The sequence below is a fragment of the Cocleimonas flava genome (assembly GCF_004339015.1).
GTDB classification, from domain to species: Bacteria; Pseudomonadota; Gammaproteobacteria; order Thiotrichales; family Thiotrichaceae; genus Cocleimonas; species Cocleimonas flava.
The window spans coordinates 1,160,063-1,172,147 of sequence record NZ_SMFQ01000003.1; the positions used below are offsets into that span (position 1 = coordinate 1,160,063).

Annotated in this window: 12 protein-coding genes; 6 read left to right on the forward strand and 6 right to left on the reverse strand. The window is 43.0% G+C overall.

The window, feature by feature from the left end; translation table 11 throughout:
* Nucleotides 1-4 precede the first annotated feature (4 nt).
* From EV695_RS11235 to EV695_RS11250, 4 genes are read left to right on the forward strand one after another with little or no spacing between them, the layout of a single operon-like run.
* On the forward strand, nt 5-1,384 hold the full coding sequence (locus EV695_RS11235) for an ABC transporter permease (RefSeq protein WP_131906008.1): 1,380 nt from the start codon (nt 5-7) through the stop codon (nt 1,382-1,384).
* Between the two features lie 20 nt (nt 1,385-1,404).
* Entirely contained in the window at nt 1,405-2,619 is a 1,215-nt protein-coding gene (locus EV695_RS11240; RefSeq protein ID WP_243651557.1) for an ABC transporter permease, read from the forward strand.
* On the forward strand, nt 2,616-4,316 hold the full coding sequence (locus EV695_RS11245; RefSeq protein ID WP_131906009.1) for an ABC transporter ATP-binding protein: 1,701 nt from the start codon (nt 2,616-2,618) through the stop codon (nt 4,314-4,316). The genes EV695_RS11240 and EV695_RS11245 overlap by 4 nt, the downstream gene beginning before the upstream one ends.
* Nucleotides 4,317-4,346: 30 nt before the next feature.
* A complete protein-coding gene (locus EV695_RS11250) occupies nt 4,347-4,835 on the forward strand; it encodes an asparaginase domain-containing protein (RefSeq protein ID WP_131906010.1) in 489 nt (162 codons plus the stop codon).
* 59 nt (nt 4,836-4,894) lie between these two features.
* Here EV695_RS11250 and EV695_RS11255 read toward each other — a convergent pair whose 3' ends face one another.
* Nucleotides 4,895-5,704 carry a DUF3050 domain-containing protein gene (locus EV695_RS11255; protein WP_131906011.1) on the reverse strand — a complete coding sequence of 270 codons (810 nt, stop codon included), beginning with the start codon at nt 5,702-5,704 and terminating at the stop codon, nt 4,895-4,897.
* 187 nt (nt 5,705-5,891) lie between these two features.
* Here EV695_RS11255 and EV695_RS11260 point away from each other — a divergent pair, with 187 nt between their 5' ends.
* Nucleotides 5,892-6,614 carry an endonuclease/exonuclease/phosphatase family protein gene (locus tag EV695_RS11260; protein ID WP_131906012.1) on the forward strand — a complete coding sequence of 241 codons (723 nt, stop codon included), beginning with the start codon at nt 5,892-5,894 and terminating at the stop codon, nt 6,612-6,614.
* Nucleotides 6,615-6,889: 275 nt separating this feature from the next.
* On the opposite strand, the gene EV695_RS11265 is transcribed toward EV695_RS11260, so the two are convergent.
* Entirely contained in the window at nt 6,890-7,426 is a 537-nt protein-coding gene (locus EV695_RS11265) for a hypothetical protein (RefSeq protein WP_131906013.1), read from the reverse strand.
* 22 nt (nt 7,427-7,448) lie between these two features.
* Nucleotides 7,449-9,107, reverse strand: a complete 1,659-nt coding sequence (locus EV695_RS11270) for an AMP-binding protein (RefSeq protein WP_131906014.1) — start codon at nt 9,105-9,107, stop codon at nt 7,449-7,451.
* 199 nt (nt 9,108-9,306) lie between these two features.
* Here EV695_RS11270 and EV695_RS11275 point away from each other — a divergent pair, with 199 nt between their 5' ends.
* The gene (locus EV695_RS11275) at nt 9,307-9,783 is read left to right on the forward strand and encodes a TlpA family protein disulfide reductase (RefSeq protein ID WP_165874691.1); all 477 of its coding nucleotides are present in this window, start codon (nt 9,307-9,309) and stop codon (nt 9,781-9,783) included.
* Nucleotides 9,784-9,877: 94 nt separating this feature from the next.
* Here EV695_RS11275 and EV695_RS11280 read toward each other — a convergent pair whose 3' ends face one another.
* The 3 genes from EV695_RS11280 to EV695_RS11290 are packed head-to-tail and all read right to left on the reverse strand — an operon-like array spanning nt 9,878 to nt 12,017.
* Nucleotides 9,878-10,681 (reverse strand): SDR family NAD(P)-dependent oxidoreductase, encoded by an 804-nt coding sequence (locus EV695_RS11280; protein ID WP_131906016.1) that lies wholly within the window; start codon nt 10,679-10,681, stop codon nt 9,878-9,880.
* A gap of 11 nt (nt 10,682-10,692) precedes the next feature.
* The gene (locus EV695_RS11285) at nt 10,693-11,673 is read right to left on the reverse strand and encodes an LLM class oxidoreductase (protein WP_131906017.1); all 981 of its coding nucleotides are present in this window, start codon (nt 11,671-11,673) and stop codon (nt 10,693-10,695) included.
* A 47-nt stretch (nt 11,674-11,720) separates the two neighbouring features.
* Complete coding sequence (locus EV695_RS11290; RefSeq protein WP_131906018.1) at nt 11,721-12,017, reverse strand: DUF1330 domain-containing protein; 297 nt, start codon at nt 12,015-12,017, stop codon at nt 11,721-11,723.
* Between the last annotated feature and the right edge of the window lie 68 nt (nt 12,018-12,085).

The window sequence follows — 12,085 nt, forward strand, 5'->3', positions numbered from 1 at the left end:
ATACATGTTAGCTTATATCATACGTCGCCTGCTTTTGATGATTCCTACCTTATTAGGGATTACCATCGTGGTGTTTTCCATTATGGCATCTTCACCAGGCGGCATTAGCGCACAGTCTTTGACTGGCGGGCTCGATATGAAACCCGCAGAACGCAAAGCCCTGGAAGATTACTACAACAAACGCTATGGCCTGGACGACCCTGCCCCGATTCAATACTTGCGCTGGTTGAATAATATCTCGCCGATTGGATTTACGCTGGATGACGATAATAACTTTGATAAGTTTTCATTTACCAAGGGATCAGACCTTGGCCAAAGCTTCAACTATGGGCGTGATGTATCAGAGTTAATTAAAGAACGACTGCCGATAACCTTATTACTGAACCTGATCACGATCCCGCTCATTTATATCATAGCCATAGTGATAGGGGTGAAAGCAGCCACCGATCGCGGTGGGCGGTTTGATGTCGCTTCCAGTGTATCGCTATTGGCATTGTGGTCGATTCCGTCAATGCTTACTGGTGTTTTGTTAATCGGCTTCTTCGCTAATGTGCAGCACTGGCAGTGGTTCCCCACCGCAGGCTTAAGTGAACGAGAAGCCTTGGACATGACGTTTTTACCCACGGGTTTATCACTGATATCGGTGTTTAAACTATTTCTCGGGATGACAATAGGTGCTGCTGCAATGGTCAGTTTAGCCCTATGGCATCACAAACAAACACGTATAGTTATTGGTGCAATCTTAGGGGTTGCTGTTGGCTGGTGGATGTCAGCTTCACACCCTGAAGATTTACTCTTGCACCAAATCTCGCTACCAATACTCGGGGCCATCACCATTGCTTTGCTGGGCTGGATTGAGTCACCTGCGTTTAGAGTCGGCATACTAGGAATTCTGGGTGCGGGTTTTGGCCTTACCATTGGTTTCAATTTCATTAGTGAAGATATCATAAGAGGCTTCCTGTTTGATAGAATCTGGCATCTTATTTTACCTATTATTACGCTTTCCTACGGTAGCTTTGCATTCCTAACCAAGCTAACCCGAACCTCTATTCTAGAAAACCTGCAGGCAGATTACGCACGCACCGCTCGCGCCAAGGGTGTGAGTGAAAACGATGTACTGTGGAAACATGTATTTCGTAATAGCTTGATGCCTTTAATTACTGCCACAGCAGGTATTTTGCCAGGCTTGATAGCAGGATCAATCATCGTAGAGACTATTTTCAGTATCGAGGGTATGGGTAAGCTAGCACTTGAAGCGGTTAAAGGCAGAGACAGAGAATTGATTCTCTCGATTACTTTGATCAGTGGTCTCTTAACGTTGATTGGTAATCTATTGGCAGACTTCCTCTATACCATTGTTGATCCGAGGGTTTCTTATGATTAGACACATATTTGGTGATTTTCATGGATAACACAATGAATAAACCGACTGAGAAAGTAAAACATAGATCATCAGGTTTTCTGCGCCGTGTGCTTAAGCATACCTTCTCGGGCTGGGGAGCTAAAATAGGTTTAATGTGGGTTGGCATATTGGTTATTGCTGCCGTGTTCGCCCCTTTTCTTGCTAACAGTATGCCGTTACTGGTTAGCTTAAACGGTGAGATTTCAGCACCTGTATTTCGCTATCTTAGCGTTGAAGACATCGTTGTTTTAATTGCATTCTTTGTGCTTATTCTGCTATTTCTAAGCCCGCTTAGACATTCGATTAAAAGCCTACTGTTATTTTTCCTGATCATTATCGTGGGTTCTACGATAGTCAGTAAACAGTTTGTCACCGTACAACAAAATGTCGTTTATTCTGATTTTCGTGAAGACCTTAAAACCACTAACTACGACTGGGTGGTAATGCCCCCTATTCCGTATGCGCCAGAAGATTATTTGCGTGATTCACAGGCAACGCCATTAGAAGCACCTCTGGAAAATAGTGAATACACACACTGGATGGGCACAGAGGAAAACGGCGGAGATGTGCTTAGCCGCATGATTCACGCTTCAAGGATTGCTTTGGGCATTGGCTTTATTGCAACGGGTATTGCAATGGTCATTGGCGTAATTCTTGGCGGATTGATGGGATACTTCTCAGGTATTGTGGATATGCTGGGAATGCGTTTGGTAGAGATTTTCGAATCGATACCGACACTCTTTTTACTCCTTACGTTTGTGGCATTTTTTGGACGAAGTATTTACATCATGATGGTAATAATCGGCCTCACCAGCTGGTCTGGTTACGCCCGTTATATTCGTGCTGAATTCCTGCGTTTACGCAAAATGGATTTTGTTCAAGCCACCATCGCCAGCGGTTTACCTCTCAGATCAATTCTGTTTCGACACATGTTACCGAATGGGATAGCGCCATTACTGGTGGGTCTCAGCTTTGGTGTTGCCTCAGCCATTCTTGCCGAAGCAATGTTAAGCTTTCTTGGACTTGGCCTTGTTGGTGCACCATCCTGGGGACAAATGCTAAATCAGGCAGTGCAATCATCTACCTTTAACTGGTGGATGGCGGTTTATCCGGGTGGCGCTATTTTCCTTACCGTATTTGCATATAACCTGATGGGTGAAGCGTTACGTGATGCTATCGATCCTCAATTAGCGAAGAAAGCTGGAGTGGTTGGATGACAGAGAAAAATGCATCGAGTCGCCACTTAGTCGAGATCAAACAATTAAAAACGTATTTACAAAGCGCCAATGAAACCGTTAAAGCGGTCGATGATGTCACTTTCAATATCGAAAAAGGCGAAACCTTCTGTTTAGTTGGCGAATCAGGCAGTGGCAAGTCAATACTGGCACTTTCTATCATCCAGCTATTACCCGCGAAAATCAGTCATCACCCCAGTGGCAGTATTCTTTTTGATTGGCGCAAACAAAGTGGTCTAGGTTTAGGAATAAACTCCCAACAAAAAACCACGTATGAAAAAGTAAACATGCTGGACCTTAAAGAAAACCAGCTGTGCGATATTCGTGGTTCACGCATCGCAATGATTTTTCAAGAGCCGATGACATCGCTAAACCCTGTCGATAGCGTGGGTGAGCAAATCATGGAAGCGCTATTATTGCATCATCCTGAAATGTCTGACGAATCAGCCAGAGATCGCGCCTTAACTGCGATGCAGGAAGTACAAATCAAAGATGCAGAATCACGCTTTGATAATTACCCGCATGAGCTTTCTGGTGGTCAACGTCAGCGTATCATGATTGCGATGGCTTTGGCTTGTGAGCCTGATCTATTAATTGCAGATGAGCCAACTACAGCGCTCGACGTTACCGTACAAGCCGAAGTTCTAAAACTCATGAGAGAGTTACAGGAACGCAAAGGCATGAGCATCTTATTTATCACCCACGACTTTGGTGTGGTGTCACAGATTGCGCATCGCGTCGGTGTAATGAAACAGGGTAAGTTGATTGAATTTGGCAAAACCAAAGAAGTACTCAAAAATCCGCAGCATCCTTACAGTAAAAAATTACTCGCCGCTGTTCCAGAGAATTTACCAAAACGCGAAAAAATCAAAGATCCTAATTCTGAAAAACCGTTAGTACGTGTCAAAGATCTCGATGTTTTCTTCCCTATTCGCAAAGGAATTTTTCAACGAGTGGTTGACCACGTACGTGCCGTCGATGGCGTAACTGTCGATATCAATAAAGGTAAAATTATCGCTTTGGTAGGCGAATCAGGTTCTGGTAAAACCACCTTGGGCAGAGCCATTTTACAACTGCAAAAACCAACCGCAGGTAGTGTCAAAATTGATGATCACGAATTAGTCGGTTTATCGTCAAAGGAATTAAAACCGTGGCGTAAGAAGATGCAAATTTCCTTTCAAGATCCACAATCTTCCCTCAATCCACGTTTACTAATCGCCAAAACCATTACCGAACCGATGAAGGTGCATAATATTGGCAATAGCGATGAAGAACGTCTCGAACTTGCTGCCGATGTGATGGAAGCCGTACAACTCAAACGCGATTTCTTATGGCGCTACCCCCACGAATTCTCTGGTGGTCAACGACAACGCATTGGCCTGGCTCGCGCCCTCGCCTTAAACCCTGAGTTTATTGTGTGTGACGAAATCACCAGTGCACTGGATGTATCCGTACAAGCCGAAGTCTTGCAGTTGTTGCAAGAAATCAAAGCACAACGAGATCTGACCTTATTATTCATCACCCACAATATAGCGGTGGTCGAATACCTTAGCGATGAAACCATCGTGATGAAAGCGGGCAAAGTTGTAGAACAAGGCTATACTGATGATGTATGTGGCAACTCGCAAAATTCCTACACCAAAGAATTAATCGAAGCGGTGCCACGCTTAAAACTTTAATCTACAAAACTAGAACGGAAAAAGAATAACATGAGCATCAAATTACTCCTCACCGGTGGAACAATTGATAAAACCTATAACGAATCAAATGGCGAATTACATTTTGTCGAGACTCATATTCCCGAAATACTTGAGCTAGGCCGTAATCGTTCTGATATTGATATTCAACAGTTGTTACTCAAAGATAGTCTTGATATGACAGCCTCTGATCGTCAATCGATTGCTGATGCCTGTACTAATGCTAAACAAGATCAAATACTTATTACTCATGGAACCGATACCATTGTTGATTCAGGAAAATCAATTGCTGCATTGGGTTTAGAAAATAAAACTATTGTACTGATTGGCGCAATGATTCCTTATGTATTCAAGCACTCAGATGCAGTTTTCAATTTGGGTTTTGCATTGGGTGCTTTGCAGGCTTTACAACCGGGCGTCTACATCACCATGAATGGCAAAATCTTCAATTGGGATAATGTAATTAAAAATAGAGAGATTGGTGAATTTCAAACACTATAATCGCTAACCAGCATTACATGTTGTCGTTAAATCCACACCCCCCTACTTATAGGCGTTTTTTAAGCGATCTTTAAGTGTAAATCCGAAAGTGCGGTTTTCTGCTGCTTTTGATGATTAATCACAAGCAGCAAGTCATCCCATAACTTTACTCGCGCTTCAACAGCTGTTTGAGCTGCGATTATGGCCTCGTCGATTTTAACTGAATTACCATTACACAATCCATTGAGTAAACGTAATGAAAGCGGTCCATGGACTTCTTCGTCCATATGTACATGACGGTTTAAATAGTAATGAAAAGTTGGCGCTTGTGATTCGCTAACGCCAGTGCGATTGAGAATCGCGCGGAACATAGTAGGGATAATATGCTCACGACCCAAAGCCAGTGATGCAGCAACTTCATGGGGTTTATCAGCAGCAATACAGCTAAACGTTACTTTAGTGAAATCTCTACATATCGTTGGAATATTCCCCTTATATAAAGCCTGGTTCACGCCTTGCATACGCACATCTTCAAGGAATGCATTGCTCTTTGAAATATCAGCGCCAATTTCCAGCATCGCCTGTTGATATAATTCGAAATGACTGGAGTAACCCTCGCCATTAATCCCCTCATCCGTTTCTTCTTCTAACACTAACTCATTGATAAAACGCTGCACATTAGAATCACCGCCTGGCAACCAGGGCGCTTTAGCAGGAGCTACCGTCGCTTGCACATATTTAACCAGAGACATGAAATCCCAAACAGAATAAACATGGTGCTCCATAAAACATTGCAAATCCTCAATAGATTCAACCGCTTCATAAATCGGATGATCTTCAAGCTTTTGTTTAATCGAAGAAATGATGTCACTGTTAATTGTTTTAGGCATAATATCTCTCTTCCTTGAGTAAATCTGATGCGGGTTGGTTTAGATTGTCTCAACCATTATATTAGCAATAAATTATATAGGAAATATCTCTATAGAGTTTAAGGTTACTGCAAATAGTAGGTAGTGAAAAAGTCACCCCCCACCTTTAGAGCCCTTTTTCCATAAACATGAAATAACAGGAACGCCATTGAAATTAGTTAGCTGGAATCTTAACGGTCTCGAAGACGAACACATTGACATGCGAACCGAAGCTGCGATGTTTCAAATTCTACTCGGCGCACCGATCGAAGCGGCAATCGCTCCTGACTTTACACCCAATACACCAGATATTGTGCTGTTGCAGGAAGTCGTTGAGCGAACCTATTTCGCGCACCTCAAACCACATTTTCAAGCAGCTGGGTTTACACTATTTCCAAACGAACCCGGCATACGCTCTTATTTTGAAGTTGTTGCAGTTAGACAGAAAGTACTGGATTTTAATCAAGGACCCTTTACTTATAGCCAGCAAGGTAGAGAACTGAGCAGCATTAAACTCGATGGTGTAACGGTGATGACCTCTCATTTAGAAAGCATGAAACCGGGTAAGCATGAACGCATCGATCAGGCACAATATGTGATTGACCAGATGTCTGCACTAGGACCTTGTGTTTTCGCAGGTGATACCAATCTGCGCAATGAAGAATGGCAAGCCTTGAATCATCGCGATATCGTTGATGCATGGAGTGATGTTGGCGAACCAAAATCTGAAAAAGTTACTTGGCGGGAAGAGCAACGCAGCAGTCGATTTGATCGCGTCTGGGCACATCAAATCCGAGTAAAAAGCTTTGAAACATTTGGAAAAGAAAAAGTACCAACATTAGACGTGAGACCGTCCGATCATTATGGCTTACGTGTAGAATTAGATTTATAAAAATTCAACAACAACACTTAAACCCTTTTATTTGTCGCTAAAATCTTCAAAAAACAACTAAATTCAGCTTAGCTACTTCCAACGACGAGAACGACGTTTCTTCCTAAACTTATGGCCCAGCATAGCCAGGCCAATCAGTAAGATAAATATTACGGTGAAAAAAACCATCATCAGGGTATTTTGACTCCAACCAGTGAGGGCCATTAAATACTCAAACTCCTCAACACACTTTGTTCCGCAGCCTTTGAGAACACCCTGAATCACTATAAATACATTTAAACCAGGGTCAGTCTAGAAGATGTACCTAGCGCCTTCGCAATTTCGGCAAACGCCTCCACTTCACCTTCACTTACACGCGTTCCGCCAATCCCTAGAAAACCACCTTCTTTAGCGGCATTCGCGACATTTTCTGCGATGTGCATTGCCCACTCTTTGTATTCTCTCGCTTCTTCAACCGAGGCTTTTTCTTCCAATAGTTTCGACACTGCACGACTGTCTTCAATCAACTGCGCACGTAACTGCTCACCGGACTGAATCCCCTTTTCTTTGAGTCGTGCCATGGCTTTTTGACGCATTTCTTTAGCCTGACTCATCGACTCTTTAAACTCATGTACATTCGGCAATACGCCAATGATGATCTCATTATCAGGATAGTCTTTAAGACCATTCACAAAGCTTTTAGAGCTGGCGTACATTTCTTTAATCGTTCCTAAACCACTGCCTTCAGCAAAAGCCATAACCGTACCAATTTGAGTAGGCGTGGTCGAAAGCAGGAAAATCTCATCTTCGGTAAAACGGTTTTCTAGTGACATAAAAGCTCCTAATATTTTTTGTTTAATTATTTTCTGAAGTCGCCATTTTCCGCAAATCACCACGAATAATTTTACCCGTCGTGGTCATTGGCATTGCGTCTATAAAGCGTACTTCCCTTGGATACTCATGCGCGGCTAAACGCGATTTAACGTATTGGGCAATCTCATCTGCAAGTTCCGGAGATTCATTATACCCGTCTGTAAGTGTCACATAAGCGGTAACAAGTTCCCCTCTTATTTCATCTGGCTTACCCACTGCCCCAGCTAACTGCACAGCAGGGTGTGAAATCAGGCAATATTCAATTTCTGCAGGTCCAATTCGATACCCCCCCGAACAAATAACATCGTCATCACGACCCACGAAGCGCAAGCGACCATCTTCTTCGCGGACGCCACGATCTCCTAAAAATAGCCACTCAATATCACCAAATTTCTTGGTTTTCTCTGCTGTCGCCTCGGGCTTATTCCAGTATTCGATAAACATAACCGGGTTAGGCACTTGGACTGCAATGGCACCTTCTTCGCCTGCTTTTTTAATCTCTCCGGTTTCGGCATCAATCACATCAACCACAAACCCGGGAGCCGCACGCCCCATCACACCTGGCGCAGGATATTCCTGAGCAGAACAGGCGGCAACAATCATATTGCATTCGGTTTGTCCGTAAAATTCATTAATCGTTGTGCCTAGTGCTTTTTCACCCCACTCGATAAGTTCAGTGCCCAGAGTTTCGCCACCACTGGCGACTGAGCGCATTTTTATTCCAAACTTCTCAGCATCAGGAACTAATCTCATCATTTTTAAAGCGGTTGGCGGCAAGAATGCATTGCGGATATTGTGTTTTTTAATCAACTCTAAAGCAGCAACGTTATTAAATTTAGAGAAACGATATGCCACCGTAGGAATTCCGTGATGTAAGGCTGGCATTAATACATCTAGCAAACCTCCAATCCACGCCCAATCGGCTGGCGTCCAGAATTTATCACCCTCGTGAGGCAGGAAATTATGACTCATTTCAACACCAGGAAGATGTCCCAATAACGTACGATGCGCTTGCAATGCCCCTTTCGGGTTCCCTGTCGTGCCTGATGTATAAATCAGTAAGGCGGCATCCTCAGAATGCGTTTTTACCGGAGTAAACTCTGTACTTTCTCCTTGATAAAAATCGTGAAAGTTTTCAGCGTTTGCGCCTGCACCATCAACAGAAAAAACATGTTTAAGCTCTGGTAGCTCATCCCTGATACTGGCTATTTTTGCCGCGCCTTCTGTATTGGTTATCACCACCTTGGCACTGGAATCTCGTAATCGGTGCAATAAGGCTTCCTGACCAAAAAGGGTGAATAATGGAATCGACACACAAGCCATTTTTGTCACGGCAATATGCGCAATTGCAGTCTCAACACATTGCGGTAATAACACCCCAACACGATCACCTATTTCATTGTCTTTTCGCTCAACACCTAATTTAGCCAAGGCATTTGCCAATTGGTTCGACATCGCTTTTAAATCAGCGTAACTATATTCTTCGAAGTCACCATTTTCTTCAACATCAATCAATGCAATACGATCTGGATCAGCCTCCGCCCAACGATCGCAGATATCCACACCTATATTGAAATACTCTGGAATATCCCAGGTTAATGCAGCACAGGTCTCCTCATACGTTTTTTTTTCTTCTAACACCGAATGTTCTCCCACTTCTTTATACAATTATTAATAATTATGCGAACTACCTTGAGTTTAGAACAAAAAACAACGGATATTTAAAGAAGCGGAAATGAAGCATAAATACAGCTTGTCAGTAACTCTTAGTCAGCATTCGACAATAAGATATACTATCGATAACAAATTCAACAACTGTAAAAAACACAAGGTCAAAAAAATGAATAAGCTGTACCTATTGGGAATTATTGGCCTTGTAGTCTTTTTGTTTTTCGGTCAGTCCAGCGATATGCCAACCGCAAATCTGCAGGTACATAATGAAGACCCTTATAACGAGATGGATGGCTCAGTCGGTGGTCGTTGTCTGGGTGGAAAATGCCTGACGGTATACGTCGCGCCATGGTGTCCCGCTTGTAAAAGCTTACGACCCACGATTATTGATATGGTGGAAACACTCGAAAAAGAAGGCATCGAAGTGAAAGTAATTATCGGCAAAGATTCGCAACAAGCGACAGAACAATATGCCAAAAGCTACCCGTTCCCTGTTTTGCTCGACCCTCAGGGAAATTTCTTTCAAAAGGCCAATCAACGCGGCGTCCCCTTCTTTATGGTTAGCGATAGCAAAGGAAAGGTTGTCAGCCAAATGGCTGGAGGCACCACACATATTCCTACCATGCGTGAACAACTAAAGATTTAATTTATCTTAGCTGTTTAGTTAAAACTAGAACTAAAGATAAAGAAGGCTTTCTATTTTAGAAAGCCACCCCCCACCTTTGAGGCACTTTTTTTAATCAGGAAACGCCTTCTAAAATACTCTCAATAGCAGCTACAACTGCTTCTGATTTTTGTTGATTCAATGCATCTTGATGCGGTGATGCAAATTGCTTCGAATCATTATCGAAGTATTTACCCGAAGCATTTGCAAACTCATCCGATAATGCTGCACGTGTCAGAATATCTGCACCGATATTTAAATCACTACCTTCAACACCAAAACCTTCTTTGACCATTTTACTGGCAAGTAATGATCCCGGGTTTACAGCAACGATCATGGGTCCATCTTTCAGTTTTTCTGCGAGAACACTCGACCACATAGTGATAGCCAACTTACTCTGTGCGTAGGCCCCCATATCATCGAGTCTGGCTTTACCATAGAGCGCATCGATACTGACAGGCGCTTGTGCGGCAGACGATAAATTAACGACTCGTCCATTGTTACCTAGTAGTGGTAGCAATTGTTGCGTTAACAAATAAGGTGCCAATGTATTCACCACAAAACGTACATCAAGACCATCTGGCGTCATAGGATCATTGATTTTAAAAACACCGGCATTATTGATAAGCACATCAAGACTGTCGTGTTTCTCAGCCACTGCATCTGCAAATTTCTTTACCTCAGACAAATTCGATAAATCCGCCACATAGCTTTCGATGTTCGCTCCCTCTACCTGAGACGACAAGGTGTTAACCACGTCTTCCAGTTTTTGAGAATTGCGTCCGTGCAGCAATAAATGGTTACCTTGTTCTAACAACATTTTTGCTGTTGCTAAGCCAATGCCGTCTGTGGCACCTGTAAGTAGAATTGTCTTTTTCATTGTCTAATCTCTTATGATTGAAAGCCTGAACTCGGAAAGTCAGGTAAAATTTTGTCAGATAAACGTTTTAGCGTCGTCTCAATATCCGCCTGATTAAAGCGCAGATTAATCGCCACATGGTTTACACCAATCTCTTCAAGTGACGATAAATAATCTCGAAGGTAATTAACCCCCGAACGGAATCCCAGATGTATCGGTTGCGGAGTTGCATCATCATCTTCAACCAAGTCGATGTAGAGCGATTGGGATACCGGCTTGAATGGCGCATCTAACTCTTTGGCACGCGAACGCCAACTTGAGATTAAACGCTGTTGAGCTTGCACATTACGCGGATAAGTTACCCAGCCATCACCATTACTCGCGAGCCAATCCGGTGATTGCTGACTGCCACCCGTTATCATCAACGGTAATCTACCCGAGGATGGTTTTGGCAACATGTCCATTCCACCGTAAGGCGTGCCATAGTCATTTTCGAACGCAGGAGCGGTTTCCCACATGCGTTTGATGTATTCAAAACTGTCTCGGAAACGTTTCCCCCGATCATCAAATGACATATTCAGCGCAGGGTATTCTTCGGGTCTATCGCCTGAAGCTATTCCCAAAATTAAACGCCCACCTGATAGCACATCCGCAGTCGCCGCTGCTTTGGCAACATGTGCAGGATGACGCAAAGGTAGGACGATACTGCCCGTTGCGAGTGAGATTCTTTTAGTGTGCGCCGCCAAAAAACCCAGATAAACAAAAGGATCATAAGTTTGTCCTGCATCACCAAACGATGGCACATTGAACGGCACATCTCTCAACCAGATAGAAGCAAACCCGAGCGCTTCAGCCAGTTGAACACGTTCGATATGGTGTTCCATACTAGGCACGGGACTATTATTATAGTTCTCTATCGCTACAACCAGGCCTACACTCAATTTATTAGGACGGAATACGTTATTGTAACCACGGTTTATTTCTGGAAAGGCTGTTTGGTCAGTACTTTTCATAATGATTCTTCTATCTGGGTTCTGGATTTAAATTAAATGGTTTAAGTTTAATCTTCCTTACCTTCAATAAGAACATGATTACTAATAGAACCTTCAGTGCGTCCTTTTAGAAGAGGTGCATATTCCGGATCATTCATAAATGTGATTGCCGCTTCTTTTGAAGGCCACTGAATTATAACGCGTATAGCAACATCATCACCCTTACCTTCTAAACGTTCGTGCACTGGGGTATTCGCTAAATATTTACCACCATGTGTTGTCACTAAACGATTCGCAGACGCAACATAATTCGCGATCCAATCTTCATTGGTTGGCGTTACTTCTAATACTGAATAATAAGACATATAGTTTTCCTTAAATATTGATGACTTAACCTGGTATTACTTAATTAATACCAGGTTAGTTCTAAACA

Excerpts from the sequence above, each read along its gene's own strand:
- EV695_RS11235 (WP_131906008.1), top strand. The coding sequence starts at position 5 with ATGTTAGCTTATATCATACGTCGCCTGCTTTTGATGATTCCTACCTTA.
- EV695_RS11240 (WP_243651557.1), top strand. The coding sequence starts at position 1,405 with ATGGATAACACAATGAATAAACCGACTGAGAAAGTAAAACATAGATCA.
- EV695_RS11245 (WP_131906009.1), top strand. The coding sequence starts at position 2,616 with ATGACAGAGAAAAATGCATCGAGTCGCCACTTAGTCGAGATCAAACAA.
- EV695_RS11250 (WP_131906010.1), top strand. The coding sequence starts at position 4,347 with ATGAGCATCAAATTACTCCTCACCGGTGGAACAATTGATAAAACCTAT.
- EV695_RS11255 (WP_131906011.1), bottom strand. The coding sequence starts at position 5,704 with ATGCCTAAAACAATTAACAGTGACATCATTTCTTCGATTAAACAAAAG.
- EV695_RS11265 (WP_131906013.1), bottom strand. The coding sequence starts at position 7,426 with ATGTCACTAGAAAACCGTTTTACCGAAGATGAGATTTTCCTGCTTTCG.
- EV695_RS11275 (WP_165874691.1), top strand. The coding sequence starts at position 9,307 with ATGAATAAGCTGTACCTATTGGGAATTATTGGCCTTGTAGTCTTTTTG.
- EV695_RS11280 (WP_131906016.1), bottom strand. The coding sequence starts at position 10,681 with ATGAAAAAGACAATTCTACTTACAGGTGCCACAGACGGCATTGGCTTA.
- EV695_RS11285 (WP_131906017.1), bottom strand. The coding sequence starts at position 11,673 with ATGAAAAGTACTGACCAAACAGCCTTTCCAGAAATAAACCGTGGTTAC.
- EV695_RS11290 (WP_131906018.1), bottom strand. The coding sequence starts at position 12,017 with ATGTCTTATTATTCAGTATTAGAAGTAACGCCAACCAATGAAGATTGG.